Annotated in this window: 22 protein-coding genes and 1 pseudogene; 11 read left to right on the top strand and 12 right to left on the bottom strand. The window is 73.0% G+C overall.

Features of this window, described 5'->3' with window-relative positions:
- The 6 genes and pseudogenes from ACKUB9_RS00265 to ggt form a co-directional block, all read right to left on the bottom strand.
- Nucleotides 1-170, bottom strand: a pseudogene (locus tag ACKUB9_RS00265) (aldolase/citrate lyase family protein); the annotation flags it as partial.
- Entirely contained in the window at nucleotides 170-667 is a 498-nt protein-coding gene (locus tag ACKUB9_RS00260; RefSeq protein WP_407518555.1) for a MaoC family dehydratase, read from the bottom strand. The pseudogene ACKUB9_RS00265 and the gene ACKUB9_RS00260, both read right to left, overlap by 1 nt.
- Nucleotides 664-2616, bottom strand: a complete 1953-nt coding sequence (locus tag ACKUB9_RS00255; protein ID WP_407518554.1) for an ATP-binding protein — start codon at nucleotides 2614-2616, stop codon at nucleotides 664-666. The genes ACKUB9_RS00260 and ACKUB9_RS00255 overlap by 4 nt, the downstream gene beginning before the upstream one ends.
- Before the next feature lie 32 nt (nucleotides 2617-2648).
- Entirely contained in the window at nucleotides 2649-4256 is a 1608-nt protein-coding gene (locus tag ACKUB9_RS00250; RefSeq protein ID WP_407518553.1) for a carboxyl transferase domain-containing protein, read from the bottom strand.
- Nucleotides 4257-4264: 8 nt separating this feature from the next.
- Nucleotides 4265-5437 (bottom strand): isovaleryl-CoA dehydrogenase, encoded by a 1173-nt coding sequence (locus ACKUB9_RS00245; protein WP_407518552.1) that lies wholly within the window; start codon nucleotides 5435-5437, stop codon nucleotides 4265-4267.
- A 95-nt stretch (nucleotides 5438-5532) separates the two neighbouring features.
- Nucleotides 5533-7287, bottom strand: coding sequence for a gamma-glutamyltransferase (gene ggt / locus ACKUB9_RS00240; protein WP_407518551.1), 1755 nt, complete (start codon nucleotides 7285-7287; stop codon nucleotides 5533-5535).
- A gap of 204 nt (nucleotides 7288-7491) precedes the next feature.
- Between ggt and ACKUB9_RS00235 the strand changes: the two genes are divergently transcribed.
- Both ACKUB9_RS00235 and ACKUB9_RS00230 read left to right on the top strand, forming a co-directional pair.
- Nucleotides 7492-8139, top strand: a complete 648-nt coding sequence (locus tag ACKUB9_RS00235) for a LysE family translocator (RefSeq protein WP_407518550.1) — start codon at nucleotides 7492-7494, stop codon at nucleotides 8137-8139.
- Between the two features lie 9 nt (nucleotides 8140-8148).
- Entirely contained in the window at nucleotides 8149-9318 is a 1170-nt protein-coding gene (locus ACKUB9_RS00230) for an MFS transporter (RefSeq protein WP_407518549.1), read from the top strand.
- 99 nt (nucleotides 9319-9417) lie between these two features.
- On the opposite strand, the gene ACKUB9_RS00225 is transcribed toward ACKUB9_RS00230, so the two are convergent.
- Nucleotides 9418-9813, bottom strand: coding sequence for a Ros/MucR family transcriptional regulator (locus ACKUB9_RS00225; protein WP_407518548.1), 396 nt, complete (start codon nucleotides 9811-9813; stop codon nucleotides 9418-9420).
- 297 nt (nucleotides 9814-10110) lie between these two features.
- On the opposite strand from ACKUB9_RS00225, the gene ACKUB9_RS00220 reads away from it, so the two are divergent.
- The 5 genes from ACKUB9_RS00220 to ACKUB9_RS00200 all read left to right on the top strand — a co-directional run bounded on the left by ACKUB9_RS00220 (nucleotide 10111) and on the right by ACKUB9_RS00200 (nucleotide 16187).
- Nucleotides 10111-10884 carry a Crp/Fnr family transcriptional regulator gene (locus tag ACKUB9_RS00220; protein ID WP_407518547.1) on the top strand — a complete coding sequence of 258 codons (774 nt, stop codon included), beginning with the start codon at nucleotides 10111-10113 and terminating at the stop codon, nucleotides 10882-10884.
- A gap of 258 nt (nucleotides 10885-11142) precedes the next feature.
- Nucleotides 11143-12300, top strand: a complete 1158-nt coding sequence (locus ACKUB9_RS00215; protein WP_407518546.1) for an ABC transporter substrate-binding protein — start codon at nucleotides 11143-11145, stop codon at nucleotides 12298-12300.
- Nucleotides 12301-12638: 338 nt separating this feature from the next.
- Nucleotides 12639-13676, top strand: a complete 1038-nt coding sequence (locus ACKUB9_RS00210) for a branched-chain amino acid ABC transporter permease (RefSeq protein ID WP_407518545.1) — start codon at nucleotides 12639-12641, stop codon at nucleotides 13674-13676.
- Between the two features lie 4 nt (nucleotides 13677-13680).
- Nucleotides 13681-15444: a branched-chain amino acid ABC transporter ATP-binding protein/permease gene (locus ACKUB9_RS00205; RefSeq protein ID WP_407518544.1), complete on the top strand. Its 1764-nt coding sequence runs from the start codon at nucleotides 13681-13683 to the stop codon at nucleotides 15442-15444.
- On the top strand, nucleotides 15441-16187 hold the full coding sequence (locus ACKUB9_RS00200; protein WP_407518543.1) for an ABC transporter ATP-binding protein: 747 nt from the start codon (nucleotides 15441-15443) through the stop codon (nucleotides 16185-16187). Before ACKUB9_RS00205 ends, ACKUB9_RS00200 begins: the two co-directional genes overlap by 4 nt.
- A 56-nt stretch (nucleotides 16188-16243) precedes the next feature.
- On the opposite strand, the gene ACKUB9_RS00195 is transcribed toward ACKUB9_RS00200, so the two are convergent.
- Both ACKUB9_RS00195 and ACKUB9_RS00190 read right to left on the bottom strand, forming a co-directional pair.
- A complete protein-coding gene (locus ACKUB9_RS00195; RefSeq protein WP_407518542.1) occupies nucleotides 16244-16885 on the bottom strand; it encodes a Shedu immune nuclease family protein in 642 nt (213 codons plus the stop codon).
- A complete protein-coding gene (locus ACKUB9_RS00190; RefSeq protein ID WP_407518541.1) occupies nucleotides 16885-17160 on the bottom strand; it encodes a hypothetical protein in 276 nt (91 codons plus the stop codon). Before ACKUB9_RS00190 ends, ACKUB9_RS00195 begins: the two co-directional genes overlap by 1 nt.
- Nucleotides 17161-17475: 315 nt before the next feature.
- On the opposite strand from ACKUB9_RS00190, the gene ACKUB9_RS00185 reads away from it, so the two are divergent.
- The 3 genes from ACKUB9_RS00185 to ACKUB9_RS00175 are packed head-to-tail and all read left to right on the top strand — an operon-like array spanning nucleotide 17476 to nucleotide 19742.
- Nucleotides 17476-19170 carry a dihydroxy-acid dehydratase gene (locus ACKUB9_RS00185; protein WP_407518540.1) on the top strand — a complete coding sequence of 565 codons (1695 nt, stop codon included), beginning with the start codon at nucleotides 17476-17478 and terminating at the stop codon, nucleotides 19168-19170.
- 51 nt (nucleotides 19171-19221) lie between these two features.
- Nucleotides 19222-19413: a hypothetical protein gene (locus tag ACKUB9_RS00180; protein ID WP_407518539.1), complete on the top strand. Its 192-nt coding sequence runs from the start codon at nucleotides 19222-19224 to the stop codon at nucleotides 19411-19413.
- The gene (locus tag ACKUB9_RS00175) at nucleotides 19410-19742 is read left to right on the top strand and encodes a hypothetical protein (RefSeq protein WP_407518538.1); all 333 of its coding nucleotides are present in this window, start codon (nucleotides 19410-19412) and stop codon (nucleotides 19740-19742) included. Before ACKUB9_RS00180 ends, ACKUB9_RS00175 begins: the two co-directional genes overlap by 4 nt.
- On the opposite strand, the gene ACKUB9_RS00170 is transcribed toward ACKUB9_RS00175, so the two are convergent.
- Entirely contained in the window at nucleotides 19720-19863 is a 144-nt protein-coding gene (locus ACKUB9_RS00170) for a hypothetical protein (RefSeq protein ID WP_407518537.1), read from the bottom strand. The two genes, ACKUB9_RS00175 and ACKUB9_RS00170, sit on opposite strands and share 23 nt — an antisense overlap.
- 216 nt (nucleotides 19864-20079) lie before the next feature.
- Here ACKUB9_RS00170 and ACKUB9_RS00165 point away from each other — a divergent pair, with 216 nt between their 5' ends.
- Nucleotides 20080-20367 carry a hypothetical protein gene (locus ACKUB9_RS00165; protein WP_407518536.1) on the top strand — a complete coding sequence of 96 codons (288 nt, stop codon included), beginning with the start codon at nucleotides 20080-20082 and terminating at the stop codon, nucleotides 20365-20367.
- Nucleotides 20368-20375: 8 nt separating this feature from the next.
- Here ACKUB9_RS00165 and ACKUB9_RS00160 read toward each other — a convergent pair whose 3' ends face one another.
- Together ACKUB9_RS00160 and ACKUB9_RS00155 are read right to left on the bottom strand one after the other, a co-directional pair.
- Complete coding sequence (locus ACKUB9_RS00160; protein ID WP_407518535.1) at nucleotides 20376-20714, bottom strand: hypothetical protein; 339 nt, start codon at nucleotides 20712-20714, stop codon at nucleotides 20376-20378.
- Nucleotides 20680-21438, bottom strand: coding sequence for an RlmE family RNA methyltransferase (locus ACKUB9_RS00155; RefSeq protein WP_407518534.1), 759 nt, complete (start codon nucleotides 21436-21438; stop codon nucleotides 20680-20682). Before ACKUB9_RS00155 ends, ACKUB9_RS00160 begins: the two co-directional genes overlap by 35 nt.
- Nucleotides 21439-21698: the final 260 nt, after the last annotated feature.

Genomic DNA, 21698 nt, shown 5'->3' with positions numbered 1-21698 from the left:
CCCCCGCCGCGGGTGCGGGCGAGGAAGGCCGCGCTGGCCGCCCGGGCCGCGGCCTTCTCGCTGAGCGCGACCGAATCCTCCAGATCGAGGATCAGCGCGTCCGCGCCGGATTCGAGGGCCTTGTCGAGCTTGCGGGCGGAATCGCCCGGCACGAACAGCAGCGAGCGCATCAGGCGGCCTCCCCCGGGCGACGGCGCATGAAGGCCTGGCGCCGGCACTCGGCGACGAGCGCCCCGTCCTGCTTGTAGGCGCGGTGCAGGAACTCGACGAGGCCGGCATCCGGGCGCGAGCGCGATTCGCGCTTGGACGCCACCTCGGTCTCCACCCGGATCGAATCCCCCTCGAAGACCGGCGCGGGGAAGCGCACGTCGGTCATGCCGAGATTGCCGATCGTGGTGCCCACCGTGGTGTCGTTGACCGAGATGCCGATCATCAGCCCGAGGGTGAAGAGCGAGTTCACCAGCGGCCGGCCCCACTCGGTCTCGGTGGCGCAGAAATGCGCGTCGATGTGCAGAGGTTGCGGGTTGAGAGTCATGTTGGAGAAGAGCATGTTGTCCATCTGCGTCACCGTGCGGGTGAGGCGATGGCGAAACACGTGCCCGACCTCGAAATCCTCGAAGTAGAGGCCGCCGCGGGGATGGGTCGAGACGGGGTTCTGGCTCGTCATGCGTCGTCCTCCGTGCGGATGGTGATGAGGCGCGCGCCCTCCGCGACCTGCGCGCCGGCCTCCGCCGTCACCTCCGCCACCTCGCCGTCCGCGGGCGCCGTGAGGGCGTGCTCCATCTTCATCGCCTCGACGATGGCGAGGCGCTGGCCCTTGGTCACCCGCTCGCCGGGGGAGACGAAGACCGCGACGAGGCGGCCGTGCATCGGCGCCTTGACGGTGCCGCCCGCGCCGACGTGGTCGAGGTCGACGTCGAACGGGTCGGGCGGCTCGACCGCGACCTGCCGGCCGCCGGCCACCACCAGCACGCCGCGCTCGGTCGGCACCACCAGGGGGGCACTCCCCCTCCCCTCCCCGGCCTCGACGGCGAGCGCACCGCCGCCCTCGGGCCAGGCCAGGACCACCTCGCGCGCCTCGCCCTCGACGAGGACGGGGTAGGCTTGGCGCCGTCCGGCCCCGAGCTGGAACCCGTCCGCCACGCCCCACGGGGAGGCATCGCGGGAGGCATCGCGGGAGGCGTCTGGCGCCACCAGGGCGACCACGCCGGCCCGGACCGCGTCGGGATCGATGCCGGCCGCCCGGCCGGTGAGCGCGTCGAGGTTGCGATCGATGAAGCCGGTGTCGAAGCGGCCGGCCCGGAATTCGTCCGCCTCGGCCAGCGCCTTCAGGAAGGCGACGTTCGCCTTCGGGCCGGCCACCAGGGTGCGGCCCAGCGCCTCCGCCAGCCGGTCGAGGGCCTGCTCGCGATCCTCCCCGTGGGCGATCACCTTGGCGATCATCGGGTCGTAGAAGGGCGAGACCGTATCGCCCGCCCGCACGCCGGTGTCGACGCGCACGCCCTCGCCCGCGGGCAGGTCGAGGGCGCGCAGCCGCCCCGTCGAGGGCAGGAAGCCCGCATTCGGGTCCTCCGCGTAGAGCCGCGCCTCAACGGCGTGGCCCCGGATCGCGAGGCCGTCCTGCGTGAGCGGCAGGGGCTCGCCCGCCGCCACCCGAAATTGCCACTCCACGAGGTCGAGCCCGGTGATCGCCTCGGTCACCGGGTGCTCGACCTGCAGACGGGTGTTCATCTCCATGAACCAGAAGCCGTCCGGCCTCAGCCCGGCGCGGCCGTCGGCGATGAACTCGACGGTGCCGGCCCCGACATAGCCCACCGCGCGGGCGGCCTCGACGGCGGCCTGGCCCATGGCGGCGCGGACCTCCGGCGGCATGCCGGGGGCGGGCGCCTCCTCGATCACCTTCTGGTGGCGGCGCTGGAGCGAGCAGTCGCGCTCGAACAGGTGCACGGCGTTGCCGTGCGCGTCGCAGAAGACCTGGATCTCGACGTGGCGGGGGCTCAGCACATACTTTTCGACCAGCACGCGCGGGTCGCCGAAGGCGCCCTGCGCCTCACGCTGCGCCCCTTCGAGGGCGGCGGAAAACTCGTCTGGGCGCTCGACGCGGCGCATGCCCTTGCCGCCGCCCCCCGCCACCGCCTTGATCAGGACCGGGTAGCCGATCGCCGCCGCCTCGGTGGCGAGGAAGTCGGGCTCCTGGCGCGCCCCGTGATAGCCCGGCACCACCGGCACGCCGGCCGTGGCGACCAGCGCCTTGGCGGCGTCCTTGAGACCCATCGCCCGGATGGCGGCGGCGGGCGGCCCGACGAAGACGATTCCCGCCGCCGCGCAGGCCTCGGCGAAATCCGGCCGCTCGGACAGGAAGCCGTAGCCCGGATGGATGCTCTCGGCGCCGCTGCGCTTGGCGACGTCGAGGATGCGGTCGATGCGCAGGTAGGAGTCGGCGGCCGCCGCCGGCCCGATCGGATGGGCCTCGTCGGCCATCGCGACGTGCAGCGCGCCCCGGTCGGCCTCGGAATGGACCGCGATGGTGCGCAGCCCGAGGCGCTTGGCGGTGCGGATCACCCGGCAGGCGATCTCGCCCCGGTTGGCGATGAGGACGGAGCGAAGCCCGGTCATGCGGCTTTCCATGCGGTGCGAACTCATCGGCGTCACATCCGAAAGAGGCCGAACCGGGTCTCCGGCACGGGGGCGTTCAGGGCGGCCGAGAGGGCGAGGCCGAGCACCCGGCGCGTCTCCTCGGGCAGGATGATGCCGTCGTCCCACAGCCGCGCGGTGGCGTAGTAGGGCGAACCCTCGGCCTCGAAGCCGGAGCGGATCGGCGCCTTGAACGCCTCCTCCTCCTCCGCCGCCCAGGCGCCGCCGGCCGCCTCGATGTTGTCGCGCCGCACGGTGGCGAGCACGCTCGCGGCCTGCTCGGCGCCCATGACCGAGATGCGCGAGTTCGGCCACGCGAACAGGAAGCGGGGCGAGTAGGCCCGCCCGCACATGCCGTAATTGCCCGCCCCGTAGGAGCCGCCGACGAGCAGCGTGAGCTTGGGCACCGCGGCGGTCGCCACCGCGGTCACGAGCTTGGCGCCGTTCTTGGCGATGCCGCCCGCCTCGACCTCGCGGCCCACCATGAACCCCGAGATGTTCTGCAGAAACAAGAGCGGGATCCGGCGCTGGCAGCACAGCTCGATGAAATGCGCCCCTTTGAGCGCGCTCTCCGAGTACAGGATGCCGTTGTTGGCGAGGATCCCCACCGGCATGCCCCACAGGCGCGCGAAGCCCGTGACCAGCGTGGTGCCGTAGAGCCGCTTGAACTCGTCGAACTCGGACCCGTCGACGAGGCGGGCGATCAGCTCGCGCGCGTCGTACTGCTTGCGCAGGTCCACCGGCACGAGCGCGTCGAGATCCTCGGCGGGGTGGAGGGGATCGAGCGGCTCCGCGATGTCGAGGTCCGGCCGCTTGACGCTGTTGAGCGTGCCGACGATGCGGCGCAGGATCGCGAGCGCGTGGGTGTCGTCGGTGGCGTAGTGGTCGGCCACGCCCGAGAGGCGGGCGTGGACGTCCGCGCCGCCGAGATCCTCGGCCGAGACGACCTCGCCGGTCGCGGCCTTCACGAGCGGCGGTCCGCCGAGGAAGATGGTGCCCTGGCGGCGCACGATCACGCTCTCGTCCGACATCGCCGGCACGTAGGCGCCGCCCGCCGTGCAGGAGCCCATCACGCAGGCGATCTGCGGGATGCCGGCGGCCGACAGCTGCGCCTGGTTGAAGAAGATGCGCCCGAAATGCTCGCGGTCGGGGAAGACTTCGGTCTGCTGGGGCAGGTTGGCGCCGCCCGAATCCACGAGGTAGAGGCAGGGCAGGCGGTTCTGCGCCGCGATCTCCTGCGCGCGCAGGTGCTTCTTCACCGTGAGCGGGTAGTAGGTGCCGCCCTTGATGGTGGCGTCGTTGCACACGACCATCACCTCGCGGCCGGCGACCCGGCCGATGCCGGCGATCACCCCGGCCGCGTGGATGGCGTCGTCGTACATCCCGTAGGCCGCGAGCGGCCCGATCTCGAGGAAGGGCGAGCCCGGATCGAGCAGGCGCAGCACGCGGTCGCGCGGCAGGAGCTTGCCGCGCGCGAGGTGGCGCTCGCGGGCGCGGGGGGGACCGCCCGCGGCGGCCTCGGCGCGGCGCGCCTTGAGGGTGGCGCGCAATTCGCCCCAGGCGGCGCGGTTCTGGGCCGCCTCGGCGCTGCCGAGGTCGGCGCTCGTCTGAATGACCGGCATCGGACGGCTCAGACCGACTTGGTGAAGAGTTCGCGGCCGATCAGCATCCGGCGGATCTCGCTGGTGCCGGCGCCGATCTCGTAGAGCTTGGCGTCGCGCAGGAGCCGCCCGGTCGGGTAGTCGTTGATGTAGCCGTTGCCGCCGAGCAGCTGGATCGCGTCCAGCGCGCACTGCGTCGCCCGCTCGGCCGCGTACAGGATCGCGCCCGCCGCGTCCTCCCGGGTGGTCTCGCCGCGGTCGCAGGCCTGCGCCACCGCGTAGACGTAGGCCTTGGCGGCGTTGGTCGCCACGTACATGTCGGCGAGCTTGCCCTGGACAAGCTGGAACTCGCCGATCGACTGCCCGAACTGCTTGCGCTCGTGCACGTAGGGCATCACCACGTCGAGGCAGGCCTGCATGATGCCGAGCGGCCCGGCCGCCAGCACGGCGCGCTCGTAGTCGAGGCCCGACATCAGCACGTTGACGCCGCGCCCGACCTCGCCGAGCACGTTCTCCTCGGGCACCTCGCAGCCGTCGAACACCAGTTCGCAGGTGTCCGAGCCGCGCATGCCGAGCTTGTCGAGCTTCTGGGCGGTGGAGAAGCCGGCCATGCCCTTCTCGATCAGGAAGGCCGTGATGCCGCGCGGGCCGGCCGCCGGGTCGGTCTTGGCATAGACCACCAGCGTCTCGGCTTCCGGGCCGTTGGTGATCCACATCTTGGAGCCGGTGAGCACGTAGCGGTCGCCGCGCTTCTCGGCGCGCGTGCGCATCGAGACCACGTCCGAGCCCGAGCCCGGCTCCGACATCGCGAGCGCGCCGACATGCTCGCCGGAGATGAGCGCGGGCAGGTACTTGCGCTTCTGCGCGTCCGAGCCGTTGCGGCGGATCTGGTTGACGCACAGATTCGAGTGGGCGCCGTAGGACAGCCCCACCGAGGCGGAGGCGCGCGAGACCTCCTCCATCGCCACGCAATGCGCGAGGTAGCCGAGGCCGAGGCCCCCGTACTCCTCCTCCACCGTGATGCCGTGGAGGCCGAGCACCCCCATCTCGGGCCAGAGGTCGCGCGGGAAGGTGTTGGTGCGGTCGATCTCCTCGGCGCGCGGCGCGATCCGATCCTGCGCGAAGCTGCGGACGCTGTCGCGGATGGCCTCGGCCGTCTCGCCGAGGCCGAAATTGAACTCGCGCGCGGCGTTCGGGATCATGGGCGTCCTCCGGGTGTTTTGTGCAATCTATACGAACGATTGTTTTTAAAACAAGAGCCTTCCGGCGCGCGGCTTCGCGGCCCCTCGGCGGCCCCTCATTCCCCCTCGGCCAGGGTGCCGCGCTGGCGCGGGTCGGCGGCGCCGACGAGGCCGCCCGGCACGGTCATCACCGAATTCGCCGAGCCCGAACTCGCCCCCACCACGACCCGGTGGCCGCGCGCGCGCAGGAGGGCGAGCGTGTCCGGCGACAGGCCGCGCTCCACGAGCAGCGCGTCGGGGCGCCACTGGTGGTGGACCCGCGGGGCCGCCACCGCCTCCGCGAGGCTCAGGCCGAAGTCGAGGATTCCGGTGACCACCTGCAGCACCGTCGAGATGATGCGGCTGCCGCCGGGGCTGCCGGTGACGAGGAGGAGCCGGCCGTCGCGGAAGACGAAGGCCGGCGTCATGCTCGACAGGGGCCGGGCGCCCGGGGCCACGGCGTTCGCCTCGCCGCCGACGAGCCCGAAGGCGTTCTGCGCGCCGGGCTTGGCGGCGAAGTCGTCCATCTCGTTGTTGAGGAGCACGCCCGTGCCGGCCGCCACCAGCCCGAGCCCGTACGAGAAGTTGAGCGTGTAGGTGTTGGCGACCGCGTTGCCGTCCCGGTCCACCACCGAGTAGTGCGTGGTCTGGTCGGACTCGAACGGCAGGGGATCACCCGCCCTCACCTCGTCGGCCGGGCGGGCGCGGGCGGGGTCGATCCGGCTGCGGAGCGCCGCCGCGTAGTCCTTGGCGGTGAGGCCGCGCACCGGCACGCGCACCCGGTCGGGATCGCCCAGATAGGCGGCGCGGTCGGCATAGGCCTGCTTCATCGCCTCGGCCATGAGATGGATCGCGTCGGCGCTGCCCGGCCCCATCGCGGCGAGATCGTAGCCCTCCAGGATGTTGAGGATCTGGACGAGGTGCACGCCGCCCGAACTCGGCGGGGGCATCGCCACGATCTCGTGGCCGCGGTAGGTGCCGCGCACCGGCGCGCGGATCGCCACTTGGTAGCCGGCGAGGTCGGCCTCGCTCATCACGCCGCCGGCCTCCCGCACCGCGGCGGCGATCCGGCGCGCCGTCTCGCCCCGGTAGAAGGCGTCCGGCCCCTCGGCCGCGATCGCCCGCAGGGTCGCGGCGAGGTCCGGCTGCACCAGCCGCTCGCCCCAGGCGAAGGGCTTTTCCCCGTTGAAGAACACCGCGCGGCTCGACGGCCAGCGCCCGAGGCGTCCCGCCGCGCGCGGCAGCGAATCGGCGAGGTCGTCCTCGACCCGGATGCCCTCGCGGGCGAGCGCCTCGGCGGGCGCGATCAGGTCGGCGAGGCGGAAGCGGCCCGAGCCGTAGCGGGCGAGCGCCTCCGCGAGGCCCCGCACCGTGCCGGGCACGCCGACCGCCCGGCCCGACGCCGTCGAGAGCTTCGGGTCCGGCTCCCCGTCCGGGCCAAGGAACATGTCGCGGCCGGCCGCGGCCGGGGCGGTCTCCCGGTAGTCGATGGCCACCGTCTCGTTGCGGGCGGCGAGGTGCACCAGCATGAAGCCGCCGCCGCCGAGATTGCCGGCCCGCGGCAGGGTCACGGCGAGCGCGAAGCCCACCGCCACCGCCGCATCCACCGCGTTGCCGCCGCGGGCGAGGATCGCGGCGCCGATGCGGGTCGCCTGCGCCTCCTGCGAGGCCACCATCCCGTGCGGCGCGTAGGGCGGCAGCAGACGGGCCTCGTCGGACTGGATCGCGCCCGCGCCCGGCATGCCGGGCGGGAGGCCCTGCGCCGGGGCCGGCCCCGCGGAGGCGAGCGCGAGGATCGCCCCGAGGGCGGCGAGGGTCCGACGGAACGGCATGGGATCTCCTGCGCCGCCGCGCCTCCGCAAGGGCACCCGCAGGGTCTGCGGGCCAGGGCGCGACCCGGCGGGCGGGGCGGGGTCGCGCCCTCCCGCTTAGGTGGTGCGGCCTCACCCTGCGTCGAGCCTCGCGCCCGCTTGCCCCCCGCCGCGCGCCGGTGCAAGGCGGGGGCGCCGGACCACCGCCCCGCCGAGGCCTGCCCGATGAGCTCCTCCCTCAGCTTCGTGCCCGACGCCCCGACGCTGCTGGCCTACGTGCTGGCCGGCTTCGTCCTGTTCATCACGCCCGGCCCGGACATGAGCCTGACGCTCGCGCGCACCATCGGGGGCGGGCGCCGGGCGGGGATCGCCACGGTGATCGGCACCGGCCTCGGCACGCTGGTCCACACCCTGGCGGCGGCGTTCGGGATCTCGGCGCTGATCGCGGCCTCGGCCACGGCCTTCACGGTGCTCAAGGTGGTGGGCGCGCTCTACCTCGCGTGGCTCGCCGTCGACGCGATCCGGCACGGCTCGGCGCTCAATGTCCGGGCCGAGCGGGTGCGCACGGGCGTGTGGCGCACGGTCTGGATGGGGTTCGGCGTCAACCTGACGAATCCGAAGGTGGTGCTGTTCTTCATCACCTTCCTGCCGCAGTTCGTGCGCGCCGACGCCCCCAACCCCGCCGGCCAGCTCGCCTTCCTGGGCGTGACCTTCGTGGTCATGAACCTGCCGCTCGGCGTGCTGCTGGTGCTCGGCGCCGAGCGCATCACCGGGGCGCTCCAGGCCCGGCCGCGGGTGCTGCGGGCGATCGACTGGCTGTTCGCCGGGCTGTTCGGGGCCTTCGCGGCGCGCATCCTGATGACGGCGCGCTGAGCGCGGCGCATGCGGGAGCGCGGCCTCTGGCGGGTGACCTCGGCGCTCGGCCTCGTCGAGATCCTCAACTGGGGCACCTCCTACTACCTCCTCGCCGTCCTGGCCGGGCCGGTGGCCGCCGACACGGGCTGGCCGCTGCCCTGGATCGTCGGCAGCCTCTCGGCCGGCCTCCTCGTCGCGGGGCTGGCCCTGCCGCGGATCGGCCGGGCGATCGGGCGGCATGGGGGCCGGCCGGTGCTGGCGACGGCGTCCGCCGTGCTGGCGCTGGGGCTCGCGGTGATCGGGCTCGCGCCGAGCCTCCCGGTCTTCGTCGCGGGCTGGCTGATCCTCGGCCTCGGCATGGGGGCGGGCCTCTACGACGCCGCCTTCGCGACGCTGGGGCGGCTCTACGGCGCGGCGGCGCGCCCCGCCATCTCGGCCGTCACCCTGTGGGGCGGCTTCGCCAGCACGGTGTGCTGGCCGCTGTCGGCCGTCCTCGTCGCGCAATGCGGCTGGCGGGGCACCTGCCTCGTCTATGCGGGCCTGCACCTCGCCGTCTCGCTGCCGCTGATCCTGCGCGCGCTGCCGCCCGCCCCGCCGCGTCCCGAGGCGGCCCCCGGGGAGGAGCCCTCCGGCACCGGGCCACGCGCGGGCGAGCAGCGGGCCTTCCGGCTCCTGGCCGCCATCATGACGGTCGGCGGGGCCGCCTCGGCGATCGTCTCGGTGCACCTGCTGACCCTGCTCCAGGCCCAGGGCCTCGCGCTCGCCGCGGCGGTCGCCCTCGGCGCGCTCATCGGCCCGGCGCAGGTGGGCGCCCGCGTGATCGAGATGGCGAACCGGGGCCGCCACCACCCGCTCTGGACCCTGACGGCGGCGATGGGGCTGGTCGCGCTCGGGCTCGCCCTGCTCTGGGCCGGCATCCCGGCGGTGGGGCTCGCGCTGGTCTGCTACGGGGCGGGCAACGGCCTCGCCTCCATCGCGCGCGGCACGCTGCCCCTCGCCCTGTTCGGACCGGCGCGCTACGCCGCGCTGGTGGGGCGCCTCGCGCTGCCGAACCTGCTCGCGCAGGCGCTGGCGCCGTCCCTCGGCGCGCTCCTGATCGCGCGCGGCGGCCCGGAGGCGGCGCTCGCCCTGCTGGCCGCCCTCGCGGCGACGAACGTCGTCCTCGTCGCGGGGCTGTGGCGGGTGGCGCGGAGCTAGAGCGTGCCTCGCCGCGGACGCGGCGGCACGCTGCAAGGCGTGGGGGGCGCATGATGGCGTCGGAGAGCCGGACGACCCGTCTCCTGCGTCCAGCGCACCTCAGGCGTCGTCCGGGTGCCAGCGCTCCCGCGAGATCCGGGAGCGCCGGGCCGAGTAGTCGGTGCACACGACCGGGTAGTCGGCGGGCAGGCCGAAGCGCCGCCGGTAGGCATCGGGCGTCAGACCGTGCGCCCGCAGGTGGCGCCGCAGCAGCTTGTACTTGCGGCCGTCGATGAAGCTCACGAGGTAGTCCGCGCCGATCGACTCCCGGATCTGCGCCTCGGAGAGCCGGGTCGGCGCCGCCCGCTCCGGCCGCAGCGTGACGACCGCATCGCCGATGGAGGCGACGAACCGGGCGAGGTCGCCCGTCGCCACGGGGTTGTTGGCGACGTAGGCGCTGACGATGGTCGCCGTGATCTCGACCGGGCTGTCCGGTGCTGTGTCCTTGACGGGCATCTGCCTCCTCCCGGCGTGCCGAAGCGACGCGAGCGGGATGCCGCGGACGACACGGTGCGAAAAAAGCCTAGGCGCGAACGGCCGGACCGCCCCCTCCTCTTGCGGAGGAGCCGGGCGCCTCCTCCGGGCGATCCCGGCTCATCCGAGAGTGCCGGGTCTCGCGCGCGCCCGCCTCTCCTGTCCCGCTCCGGAACGGTCTACCATCGGAGATCCTTAGCCGACCCAGGCTCCCGGACGACGCCCGCGGCGGGCCGGTCCGGCCGATCCACCGGGGCGGACCCGGCAGCGCGGCGGTCCATGACGCATCCGTTCATCACGAGGCTGGAGCGGACCCTGCCCCTCTCGGGCCCCGACCGGGAGGCGATCGAGCGTCTGACCGCCGCGCCGCGGGCGGTGCCGGCCCGGCAGGTGATCCTCGGCGAGGACGAGCCGTCCCGCGGCCTCTGCGTGGTGATGCAGGGCTATGCCTGCTGCTTCTCGCACCTGCGCGACGGCGGTCGCCAGATCACCGGGTTCCTGCTGCCGGGCGATTGCAGCAGCCTGCCGGCCGTGCTGCTCGGCGCGCGCCATTCCGGCATCGCCAGTCTCTCGCCCTGTCTCGTCGCGACGGTGGGCCGCGAGGCCCTGTCCGACCTGCTGATGCGCCACCCCCAGGCCGGCTGCGCCCTGTGGTCGGCGGCGCTGACGCAGGAGCAGATCCTGCGCGAGTGGATCGTCAACATCGGCGCACGCAGCGCCGACCGGCGGGTCGCCCACCTGTTTTGCGAGTTGCTGACGCGCCTGCGCCAAGTCGGCCGCACGGCGGGCGACCGCTGCGTGCTGCCGCTGACCCAGGAGGATCTCGCCGATACGCTCGGCCTCTCGACCGTGCACGTCAACCGCACCCTCCAGGCCCTGCGCGGCAGCGGCCTGCTGCGCTTCAACCGCGGCGTGCTCTCGGTGCCGGATCCCCGGCAACTCGAAGCCTTCGCGGGCTTCACCCCCGACTACCTGGAGGCCCAGGTCGCCACCGAGGTCCTGGTGGCCTGCGCGAAGCGCGACCTCGCGGCGGCCGATCGCGCCGGGCACTGAGACGGGCGGACCGGCGGAGCGGCGCCGGGCGCATCGGACCGGGTGCTGCCCGTCACGTCACCTCTTGCATTGACCAACCGTCCGGTCGATTATACGCCATCGCCTGCCGATGCGGCACCCGCGCCCCGGCACGGGGGTCTCCCGCGGCGGCAAGGACGTGCTAAGGCCCGGCGCATAACGGGCTTGCCCGGAGGACACGTGACCGGCCGCGGCCGGCGGGCCGTCCCCGCGGGGAACGCGCCACAGGGAGGAGAAGACATGAAGCGGTTGGTCTGGGCCTTGTCGCTGACGGGCGCGCTGGTGGCTTTCGGGGCCGCGGCGCAGCCGATCAAGATCGGCGTCACCATCTCGAAGACGGGGCCGGCGGCCTCGCTCGGCATCCCGCAGTCGAACTCGGTGCCGCTGATGCCGGCGCAGGTCGGCGGCCAGCCGGTGGAGTGGATCGTCCTCGACGACGCCTCGGACACCACCAAGGGCGTGGCCAACATCCGCAAGCTCGCCAGCGACGACAAGGTCGACGCCGTGGTTGGCTCCTCGATCACCCCGGTCTCGCTCGCGATGATCGAGGTGGCGGCGGAGGCCAAGGTGCCGATGATCACCATCGCGGCCTCCTCCAAGCTGATCGCGCCGATGGACGACAAGCGGCGCTGGGTGTTCAAGACCGCCCAGAACGACAGCCTGATGGCCGACGCGATCGTCGCCCACATGGTGCAGTCGGGCGTGAAGTCGGTGGGCTTCATCGGCTTCAACGACGCCTACGGCGACGGCTGGCTCGCCGAGATGACCCCGCGGCTCGAGGCCAAGGGCATCAAGCTCGTCGCCACCGAGCGCTACGCGCGCACCGACACCAGCGTCACCGGCCAGGCCCTCAAGGTGATGGCCGCCAAGCCCGACGCGGTGCTGGTCGCGGGCTCCGGCACCCCCGCGGCGCTGCCGCAGAAGACCCTCAAGGAGCGGGGCTACGCGGGCAAGTACTACCAGACCCACGGCGTCGCGAACGCCGACTTCCTGCGCGTCGGCGGCAAGGACGTGGAGGGCACCATCCTGCCGGCCGGGCCGCTCCTCGTCGCCGAGCAGCTTCCCGAGAGCAACCCGGTGCGCAAGGTCGCGCTCGACTACACCAAGGCCTACGAGGCGAAGTACGGCCCCGGCACGCTCGCGACCTTCGGCGGCCACGCCTTCGACGCCTCGGTGCTGCTCGCCAACGCGCTGCCCGTGGCGCTCAAGACCGCCAAGCCGGGCACGCCGGAGTTCCGCGCGGCTTTGCGCGACGCCCTGGAGGGCCTGAAGGAGGTCGTCTACACCCACGGCGTCGCCACGATGAGCCCCACCGATCACATCGGCCAGGACGAGCGCTCGCGCGTGATGGTGACGATCGAGAACGGGCGCTGGAAGCTGCTGTCGCCGACGAACTGAGGACATCGGGGGCCCCGGCTCTCCTGAGGACGGGGACTCCGAGTGGACGCGGGCAGCGCGGGATCCCCTCTCCCGTGCGGGAGAGGGGTAGGGGTGAGGGTCCCGGGAGGGAGCCGCAAGAGAACGTGACGGTATCGGCTACCAGCACTGCCGTGCGGGCTTGATCCTGACCCGTTCCGCTCCCCTCACCACACTTTCCGCTTCACTGCGGCCCCACCTGGGGCCCTCACCCCTACCCCTCTCCCGCTCGGGAGAGGGGATCCCGCGCGCTCCGCGCCGGCCAGCGCCGCTACGGCACACGACGCTCGCCTGAAGGCAGCCCAACCGGAACACCGCCCGTGGACGCCACGATCCTCATGCTGCTGCTCCAGGACGGGGTGGTGAACGGGGCGATCTACGCCCTGATCGCCCTCTCCCTGGTCCTCGTCTTCACGGTCACGCGGGTGATCCTGATCCCCCAGGGCGAGTTCGTCGCCTTCGGGGCGCTCACGCTCGCGGCCTTCGAGGCCGGCACCGTGCCGGGTACCGTGCCGCTGCTGCTCGCGCTCGGCGCCGCCGCCTGCGCGGCGGACCTGATCGAGGCGCGCCACGCGCTCGACGCGCGGCGCGCCCTCCACATCGCCCTGCGCGACCTCGTCCTGCCGGGCGCGGTCGCGGCCCTCGCCTTCCTGCTCGGCCCCGGCAAGCCGAACCTCGCGCTCGGCATCGCGCTCACCCTCGCCATCGTCACGCCGATGGGCGCCTACCTGCACTCCATCGCCTTCCGGCCCCTGGAGAAGGCGAGCGTGCTCGTCCTCCTCGTGGCGGCGGTGGGCGTGCACCTCGCGCTCACGGGCCTCGGCCTCGTCTTCTTCGGCGCCGAGGGCTCGCGCACGCCGCCCCTCTCCGACGCGATGCTGCCGGCCGGCCCCCTGGCCATCAGCGGGCAGTCGCTGTGGATGATCGGGCTCACCCTCGCGATCATCGTCGCGCTCTGGGCCTTCTTCGGCCTGACGCTGCTGGGCAAGGCCCTGATGGCGACGGCGGTCAACCGGCTGGGCGCGCGCCTGATGGGCATCGGCCCGAGCATGGCCGGGCGCCTCAGCTTCTCGGTCGCGGCCTTCATCGGGGCGCTCTCGGGCGTGCTGGTGGCCCCGCTCACCACGATCTACTACGACACGGGCTTCCTGATCGGCCTCAAGGGCTTCGTGGCCGCGATCATCGGCGGGCTGGCGAGCTACCCGGCGGCCGCCGCCGCCGCGATCCTGGTCGGCATCATCGAATCGGTCGCGGCCTTCGAGGCGAGCGCCTTCAAGGAGGTGATCGTGTTCATGGCGATCATCCCGGTGCTGCTGTGGCGCTCGGCCCGCGCCGATCCGGTCGAGGACGAGGAGTAAGCCGATGCGCCAGTCCCTCCTCGCGGCCGCCGGCCTCCTCCTCGTCCTGGCGCTGCCCTTCGTGCCGGGCGTGCCGCCCTTCTGGTTCACGCTCCTCAACTACGCGGGCCTCTCGGCCATCGTGGTGGTGGGCCTCGTGGTGCTCACCGGCATCGCCGGCATCATGTCCTTCGGGCAGGCGATGTTCGTCGGCATCGGCGCCTACGCCACCGCGCTCCTGAGCCTGCATCTCGGCCTCTCGCCGTGGCTGAGCCTGCCGGTCTCCCTGGCGGCCTCGGGGCTCGCGGCCCTGGTCATCGGGGCGATCACGCTGCGCCTGTCGGGCCATTACCTGCCGCTCGGCACCATCGCCTGGAACATCTCGTTCTTCTACGTGCTCGGCAACACCGATGCGCTGGGGCGCTACGACGGCCTGTCGGGCCTGCCGCCGATCGTCCTGTTCGGCTTTCCCCTCGTCGAGAGCCGCCACCTCTTCGCGCTGATCTGGGTCTGCGTGGCCTTGAGCCTCCTCGTGACGCAGCGCCTGCTGCGCTCGCGCACCGGCCGGGCGATCCGGGCGCTCAAGGGCGGCGTGATCGCGGCCGAGGCCTTCGGGGTCGATACGGGGCGCACCCGCATCGTCGCCTTCGTGTACGCGGCGATGCTCGCCGGGCTCTCGGGCTGGCTCTACGCCCACATGCAGCGGGCCATCAACCCGACGCCGTTCGGCCTCAACGCCAGCATCGAGGTGCTGCTGATGACGGTGCTCGGCGGCGCCGGCTCGGTCTGGGGCGGGGTCTTCGGCGCGACGCTCGTGACGCTGCTCAAGGACCAGCTCCAGAACGTGCTGCCGCTGCTGCTCGGCGCGCAGGGCAACTTCGAGGCGATCGTCTTCGGCATCCTGTTCGTGCTGATCCTGCAGCGGGCGCCGGACGGCCTCTGGCCGCTCCTCACCCGCCGGGCGACGCCGCTGCCGCCGCACTACCCCGAGCCGGCCACGCCCCTCCCGCCCCGCCCGGCGGAGGCGCCCGGCCGCGTCCTCCTCGACGCGGAGGGGCTGCGCAAGACCTTCGGCGGCCTCGTCGCCGTCAACGACATCGCCTTCTCGGTCAAGGCCGGGGAGGTGGTGGCGCTGATCGGCCCGAACGGGGCGGGCAAGAGCACCACCTTCAACCTCGTCACCGGGGTCGCCCGCCTCACCGCCGGCCGGGTGCGCCTGTTCGACCGCGACGTCTCGGGTGAGCCGGCGCGGGCCATCGCGCGGCTCGGCATCGCCCGCACCTTCCAGCACGTGAAGCTCGTGGGCGGCATGTCGGTGATCGAGAACGTGGCGCTCGGCGCGCACCTGCGGGGCCACGCCGGCCCGGTGCGCGGCGCGCTCGGGCTCGACGGCGCGGAGGAGGCGGCGATCTTCGCGGAGGCGCGCCGGCAGCTCGCGCGCGTCGGCCTCGCCGACCTCGCCGACCGGCCCGCGTCGAGCCTCGCGCTCGGCCAGCAGCGCATCGTCGAGATCGCCCGCGCGCTCTGCCTGTCGCCCGCCCTCCTCCTCCTCGACGAGCCGGCCGCGGGCCTGCGCTTCCGCGAGAAGCAGGCGCTCGGCGACCTGCTGCGCCAATTGCGCCGGGACGGGCTGGGCATCCTGCTCGTCGAGCACGACATGGACTTCGTGATGGGGCTCGCCGACCGCCTCGTGGTGATGAACTTCGGCGCGAAGCTGTGCGAGGGACCGCCGGGCGCCGTGCGCTCCAACCCCGCCGTGGTCGAGGCCTACCTGGGAAGCGCCGCATGAGCCCGCTGTTCGAGGCGCAGGACGTCACGGTCGCCTACGGCAAGATCGAGGCGGTGCGCGGCGTGTCGCTCGCGGTCGCGCCCGGCCGCGTCGTGACGGTGCTCGGCGCCAACGGCGCCGGCAAGACCACCCTCCTCAACGCCCTGATGGGCGTGCTGCCGGCGCGCGGCGCGATCCGCTTCGACGGCCGCGACCTCGCGCGGCTGCCCGTCGAGGAGCGGGTGGCGGCCGGCTTGAGCCTGATCCCCGAGCGGCGCGAGCTCTTCGCCACCATGAGCGTGGAGGACAACCTGCGGCTCGGCGCCTTCCGGTTCCGCGGGCGCCCGCAGGAGGGCGGCAGCCTCGACGCGATGTTCGCGCTGTTTCCCCGCCTCAAGGAGCGCCGCCGCCAGCGCGCCGGCACCCTCTCGGGCGGCGAGCGCCAGATGCTCGCCATGGCCCGCGCCCTGATGGGCCGCCCGCGCCTCCTGATGCTCGACGAGCCGAGCCTCGGGCTCGCCCCCCTGATCGTCGCCGAGGTGATGCGCACCGTCGCGAACCTGCGCGACCAGGGCGTGGCGGTGCTGCTGGTGGAGCAGAACGCCCGCGCGGCGCTCCAGGTCGCCGATTACGGCTACGTGATGGACGGCGGCAGCGTGGTGCTGGAGGGGGAGAGCCGCGCGCTCCAGGCCGACAAGCGCGTGGTCGAGACCTATCTGGGCGTGCTCGCGGCCGACACGGACGCGGCGCAGGGCGTGGGCTGAGCGACCGTCTTCGGCACGGACGATGGGACGAGGGCTGGTCGCTTGCCCGCAACCTGTCAGGAGGTCGCGCGATCCATCTTTCTCAGGCCGAGCCACATCTCGAAGTCGCGGTAAAGCTCGTCGAATGTCACGAGGGTGAGCGTGAAGCTGTCGGCCTTGACCTTGTTCCGCCGCCACTCCCATCGGTCCTTGCGGACCGTCGTCGACAATGAGGTGGAGCGTCCGATGACGAGCACCCCGACGATGTTGGGGCGCTCACCGCCGAAGGCGTCCACGTAATCGCCGGTCCTGCGATAGTGATCGAGCGCCCAAGTCCAGTCGACGACTTGACTGAAGCCTTTCTCGAATGCGCGACTCCAAGTGTCGATGCAGCGCTCGCTGTCTTCGAAAATATGCCGGTCGGACGCGCCCTCGAACTCGATCAGGCAGATGTTGTCCGTGCCGGCGCGGCGAACGGCGAGATCGGTGCGAAAATGGGGAAGCATTCGAAATTCACGCTTGATTAGATCACCGATGCCCAAGCGGATGTTGTACTGCCCCATCATCGCGCAGAGATTGGGCCACGTCCTGAAATTGGCGAGCACCTGGGCGCGCTCGGCAAGATCGGTGTTGGCCTCAAGAAGGGCCTTGAATTCGGCGAGTTCGGCTTCCGCATCGGTCAGGCTGAAGACGTGGGCATCGAAGGAGGGTTTCGACATCAGGCCTGCGCAACGACCGATGTGATGACGATCGCATCACCCTCGTTCTTGAAGACCACGCGCAGATCTCCAGCACGCGCGACGAAGGCATTATCCACGCCGACGATCGTCTTGACCCGAGTCGGATCGAGCACGCTCGACTTGATCATCGCCAGCACGGATTCGGCCTCGGCCTTGTCGAACGGGTGGAGCGACGAGATCATGTTCGCTGCCGTGTTGCTGACGAGCACGCGCCGACTGCTGGAGCCATTCCCCTGTCGCTGTGCCGTGGCCATCGTCAACTCCCAGGCCCTCCATGGGGCAGGCGCGATGATAGGGACCGTCACCATCGGCGTCCACCGCGCTTGTCCGATCCGGGCCTGCCGGAGCAGCGTCGCCGACACACGCCTGAATGTCCGTCGTGCACCGGAGGACATCCCGGCCATGTGACGGCTTTCAACCCTCAGGACCGAGCGGCAGGCGTCGGATCGGATCCACGAGCCGTCACCTCGCGGCGTGCAGGCACGGTCCGGTCCCGACCGGGCGGGTAGGCGCGCGCCCGGATCGGGCGTAAGCACCGGCTCCAACGACCATCCGGAGGGAGACCGCCCGTGCCCGAACCCCACGGCCTCGACAACGGCCTGACCAATTACGGCGACCGGGATTTCGCGCGGTTCCTGCGCCGCTCCTTCGCGCGCTCGATGGGGATCTCCACGGAGCTCCTGAACAAGCCGGTGGTCGGCATCGCCATGACGCCGTCCGGCTTCAACAACTGCCACCGGGGCGTGCCGGAACTGGTGGAGGCGGTCTCGCGCGGGGTGCTGGCGGCCGGCGCGCTGCCGCGGCCCTTCCCGACCGTGTCGCTGGGCGAGGTCTTCCTCAACCCGACCAGCATGGTCTACCGCAACCTGATGGCGATCGACACCGAGGAGATGATCGGCGCCCAGCCCATGGACGCCGTGGTGCTGATCGGCGGCTGCGACAAGACGGTGCCGGCCCAGCTCATGGGGGCGGTCTCGGCCAACCGCCCGGCGGTGCAGCTCGTCACCGGGCCGATGTCGACCGGGCGCCACCGCGGCCAGCGGCTCGGCGCCTGCACCGATTGCCGCAGCTTCTGGGCCAAGTACCGGGCCGGCACGGTGGACGCGGAGGAGATCGCCACCGTCGAGGGCCGCCTCTCCGTCACGCAGGGCACCTGCGCGGTGATGGGCACCGCCTCGACCATGGCCTGCCTCGCCGAGGCGCTGGGCATGTCGCTGCCGGGCACCGCGGCGATTCCCGCCGTCCACGCCGACCGGCTCGTCGCCGCGGAAGCGAGCGGGCGGGCCGCCGTGGGCCTGATCGCCAACCCCATCACCCCCGACCGGATCGTCACCGAGCATTCGATCGAGAACGGCTTGCGCGTCCTGATGGCGCTCGGCGGCTCGACCAACGCGGTGGTGCACCTCGCGGCCATCGCGGGACGGCGCGGCATCCGCATCACGAACCAGCGCCTCAACGCGATCTCGGACGAGACGCCGGTTCTGGTCGACCTGAAGCCGGTCGGCGAGGGCTACATGGAGGATTTCCACGCGGCCGGCGGCATGGGCGCGCTGCTGCGCGAGCTGAGGCCGCTCCTCCACCTCGATACGATCGACGTCGAGGGCCGCACGCTGGCCGAGCGGCTGGACGAGCCCCTCGACTGGGTCGACCGGAGCGTGATCCGGCCCTTCGGCGAGCCGGTCTCGGCGGTCGGCGGTCTCGTGGCGCTCTCGGGGTCGCTCGCGCCGGACGGGGCGATCTTCAAGCGGGCGGCGGCGAGCCCGGCCCTGTTCGAGAGCGAGGGGCGGGCGGTGGTCTTCACCGGCCTCGAAGACCTCGCCCGCCGCATCGACGACCCCGACCTCGACGTGCGCCCGGACGACGTGCTGGTGCTCCAGAACATCGGTCCCCACGCGGCCGGCATGCCGGAGGCCGGCTACCTGCCGATCCCCAAAAAGCTGGCGCAGGCCGGGGTGAAGGACATGGTGCGCATCTCGGACGGGCGCATGTCCGGCACCGCCTTCGGGTCGATCGTGCTGCACGTCGCGCCCGAATCCGCCATCGGCGGCCCGCTCGCGGCGGTGCGCGACGGCGACCGCATCCGCCTCTCGGTGAAGGACAAGCGCATCGACCTCTTGGTGGAGGAGGACGAGATCCGCCGCCGCCTCGCCGAGGTCGTGCCGCCGCCCGCCCCGGCGCGGGGCTACAAGGCCCTCTACCGGCGCACCGTGCTGCAGGCGCCGGAGGGCTGCGACTTCGACTTCCTCACCGCCGAGGGGCGCTGACCCCGGAACGAAGCCCGGCCGGGGCGTGTTCGGCAGGAGTGGAGATGCGCGATGACCGAACCCGACCCGCCCGAGCCGGAGGCCACCACGCAGGAGGAGGCGTTCCACATCCCCGACGAGGTCGCGGCGGCACTCACCGAGTTCGCGGCGGTGGAGCAGCTGAGCCGGGGCGCCGCCATCTGCACCATCCTGGCCGAGTACCTGCGGCTGAAGGGCTATCTCAAGGGCTGGCCGCGATCATGAGTGGGGTGGTCGTCCTCGGCTTCGCCCTGCTGGCGGTCGTCGCCGCCCGGCCGGCCGCGGCCCAGGAGCGGCCCCTCGTCCTGCCCCATATCGAGGGGGAGCGGCAGGGGCGCATCGTCGGCGAGGCCAGCGCCTGCGGGACGGACGACGCGACGGTGCAGGCGGCCGTCCGCCTGCTCTCCGGGCGCATGCGCGCGCGGGTGGGCCAGAACCTGTGGCAGGACCGCTTCCTGCCCGAGTTCAACGATGCGCTGCGGCTCGCCGCGCAGCTGCCGCCCGGCGATTGCGAAAAGGCCCTGGCGGCCCTCACCGCGCTGACGCGGGAGTGACCAGGGCGGGGGCCGGCCGGGGCGCGGCCTCGTCGGCCCGCGCGGCCGACAGCCAGATGCCGCAGCCGGCGATCAGCACCAGCTTCGCGATGAAGGCGAGATCTTCGATCAGGGCGCGCATGGGAACCTCCGTCGGCCGAGGCAGCGTGTAGACCTCGGCCGTTGCGGCAGGATTGCGCGGCGTGTTGCGTCCCGCCGCCCGGCAGCGCGCGGCCGCGGCGGGCCACCGGCCCCGTCGATTCGTCGCGGCCTGCGTAGACGGCGCGGATGGGCCAGGCTTTCGTCCGCCCGATACCAGTCCCCATGACGAGAATGACCAGCACATCGGCGGGGCAGCGTGAACGACAACCTTGAAACCGGAGCGCTGGTCAGGCGCTGCCGGATGTTCGAGCAGGTGATCGCGCTCCTGATCGAGCACGTGCATCCCCGCCCGACCTCCTCGCAGCGGCTGGCGCTGCGGGTGATGCACACCATCGCGACGCGCGCCGCGGCCGAGGACCTGCCGCCCGCCACCCTCGCCGTCCTCCGCCGGGCGACGCGGGCGCTCGCCACCGGGGCCGGATCCGGGATCGGATCCGTCCTCGCCTGCCCGCTCGGGCCACTCCTGCTCGCGGCCGTCGCATGAGCGCCGCCTCAGGGCGCCCGCGCCCTGACGGCCGCGGCCTGCGCCGCCGCCACGACCCGCAGCGCCCCGGCGACACGCTCGCGCACCAGCGCCTCGGACAGGGGTGAGGCGAGGATCAGGCTCGCGACCACATGCGGGTATTGCTGGCGCCGCCGGGGCGTGCGGGCGTGGTCGGCGATGCGGATCTGCTGCACGGCCCCCGGGGCGCGCAGATAGAGGCTGCTGCTGCGGACGCCCTCGGCGACCAGGGTGTAGCCCTCCGCCAGGAGGAGCGCGCGGGCGAGCGCCCGGGCCTGCGTGGGCGTCAGGCGCTCAGGGCCGCCAAGCCGAGGCCGTCTCGTCCGCATCGGGCTCCTCGTCCTGCGGCGCGCCGGCCTCGCCGCGGTAGCCGGTGGCGAGCACGTAGAGTTCGCTTGAATCCGCCCGGCTCGCCGCCGGCTTGACGTGGCGCACGACCGCGAAGTCGCGCTTGAGGTCGGCCAGCAGCGCGCCTTCGGTCCCGCCCTGCAGCACCTTGGCGAGGTAGGCGCCGCCCGGGGCCAGCACCTCGCGGGCGAAGGCTGCCGCCGTCTCGGCGAGGCCGATGATGCGCAGGTGATCGGTCTTCTTGTGGCCGGTGGCGTTGGCGGCCATGTCGGACATCACGAGGTCGGCCGGCCCCCCGAGCAGGTCGACGAGGCGGGCGGGCGCGCTCGGGTCGAGGAAGTCGAGGGTGATGAAGTCGACGCCCGGCATCGGCTCGATCTCCAGGAGGTCGATGCCGACCACCCGGCCGCGTGGCCCCGCGGCGCCCGGATGGCTGCCGACCTTCGCGGCGGCGACCTGCGACCAGCCCCCCGGCGCGGCCCCGAGATCGATCACCCGCTGGCCGGGCTTGAGCAGGCGGAAGCGCTCGTCGATCTCGAGCAGCTTGTAGGCGGCCCGCGAGCGGTAGCCCTCGCGCTTGGCGCGGGCCACGTAGGGATCGTTGAGCTGGCGCTCCAGCCAGCGCTTGGAGGAGACCGTGCGCCCGCGCGCGGTGCGCACCCGCTGCTTCAGGTCGCCCCGAGGGCCACCCCGCCGATCGCTCATCCCGACACCACTCCCGCCGCCTCCCTGAGCAGATGACGCCGGGAGGCGGACGCCGCAAGAGGCAAGGAGACGTGAAGGGGCGGCGGAATCCGGGATGGGGGGCGACCATTCAACCCGGTGGCCGCGCCGGCGGCGGCAGGGTGACGGTACGGCCGCGACGGCGAGGAGGCCGGCGGCCAGCCTGTGCGTCGCCGCCCGGAGCGGTGCGGCGCACGCCGGGCCGGCTCGACCAGTCGATCCGTGCGGCGGCCGCGCCTTAT

Source organism: Methylobacterium oryzisoli, assembly GCF_046557895.1.
Classification (GTDB): Bacteria; Pseudomonadota; Alphaproteobacteria; order Rhizobiales; family Beijerinckiaceae; genus Methylobacterium; species Methylobacterium oryzisoli.
This window is presented reverse-complemented; position numbering and strand designations above follow the sequence as displayed.

Excerpts from the sequence above, each read along its gene's own strand:
- ACKUB9_RS00260 (WP_407518555.1), bottom strand. The coding sequence starts at position 667 with ATGACGAGCCAGAACCCCGTCTCGACCCATCCCCGCGGCGGCCTCTAC.
- ACKUB9_RS00255 (WP_407518554.1), bottom strand. The coding sequence starts at position 2,616 with ATGACCGGGCTTCGCTCCGTCCTCATCGCCAACCGGGGCGAGATCGCC.
- ACKUB9_RS00250 (WP_407518553.1), bottom strand. The coding sequence starts at position 4,256 with ATGCCGGTCATTCAGACGAGCGCCGACCTCGGCAGCGCCGAGGCGGCC.
- ACKUB9_RS00245 (WP_407518552.1), bottom strand. The coding sequence starts at position 5,437 with ATGATCCCGAACGCCGCGCGCGAGTTCAATTTCGGCCTCGGCGAGACG.
- ggt (WP_407518551.1), bottom strand. The coding sequence starts at position 7,287 with ATGCCGTTCCGTCGGACCCTCGCCGCCCTCGGGGCGATCCTCGCGCTC.
- ACKUB9_RS00235 (WP_407518550.1), top strand. The coding sequence starts at position 7,492 with ATGAGCTCCTCCCTCAGCTTCGTGCCCGACGCCCCGACGCTGCTGGCC.
- ACKUB9_RS00230 (WP_407518549.1), top strand. The coding sequence starts at position 8,149 with ATGCGGGAGCGCGGCCTCTGGCGGGTGACCTCGGCGCTCGGCCTCGTC.
- ACKUB9_RS00225 (WP_407518548.1), bottom strand. The coding sequence starts at position 9,813 with ATGCCCGTCAAGGACACAGCACCGGACAGCCCGGTCGAGATCACGGCG.
- ACKUB9_RS00220 (WP_407518547.1), top strand. The coding sequence starts at position 10,111 with ATGACGCATCCGTTCATCACGAGGCTGGAGCGGACCCTGCCCCTCTCG.
- ACKUB9_RS00215 (WP_407518546.1), top strand. The coding sequence starts at position 11,143 with ATGAAGCGGTTGGTCTGGGCCTTGTCGCTGACGGGCGCGCTGGTGGCT.
- ACKUB9_RS00205 (WP_407518544.1), top strand. The coding sequence starts at position 13,681 with ATGCGCCAGTCCCTCCTCGCGGCCGCCGGCCTCCTCCTCGTCCTGGCG.
- ACKUB9_RS00200 (WP_407518543.1), top strand. The coding sequence starts at position 15,441 with ATGAGCCCGCTGTTCGAGGCGCAGGACGTCACGGTCGCCTACGGCAAG.
- ACKUB9_RS00195 (WP_407518542.1), bottom strand. The coding sequence starts at position 16,885 with ATGTCGAAACCCTCCTTCGATGCCCACGTCTTCAGCCTGACCGATGCG.
- ACKUB9_RS00190 (WP_407518541.1), bottom strand. The coding sequence starts at position 17,160 with ATGGCCACGGCACAGCGACAGGGGAATGGCTCCAGCAGTCGGCGCGTG.
- ACKUB9_RS00180 (WP_407518539.1), top strand. The coding sequence starts at position 19,222 with ATGACCGAACCCGACCCGCCCGAGCCGGAGGCCACCACGCAGGAGGAG.
- ACKUB9_RS00175 (WP_407518538.1), top strand. The coding sequence starts at position 19,410 with ATGAGTGGGGTGGTCGTCCTCGGCTTCGCCCTGCTGGCGGTCGTCGCC.
- ACKUB9_RS00170 (WP_407518537.1), bottom strand. The coding sequence starts at position 19,863 with ATGCGCGCCCTGATCGAAGATCTCGCCTTCATCGCGAAGCTGGTGCTG.
- ACKUB9_RS00160 (WP_407518535.1), bottom strand. The coding sequence starts at position 20,714 with ATGCGGACGAGACGGCCTCGGCTTGGCGGCCCTGAGCGCCTGACGCCC.
- ACKUB9_RS00155 (WP_407518534.1), bottom strand. The coding sequence starts at position 21,438 with ATGAGCGATCGGCGGGGTGGCCCTCGGGGCGACCTGAAGCAGCGGGTG.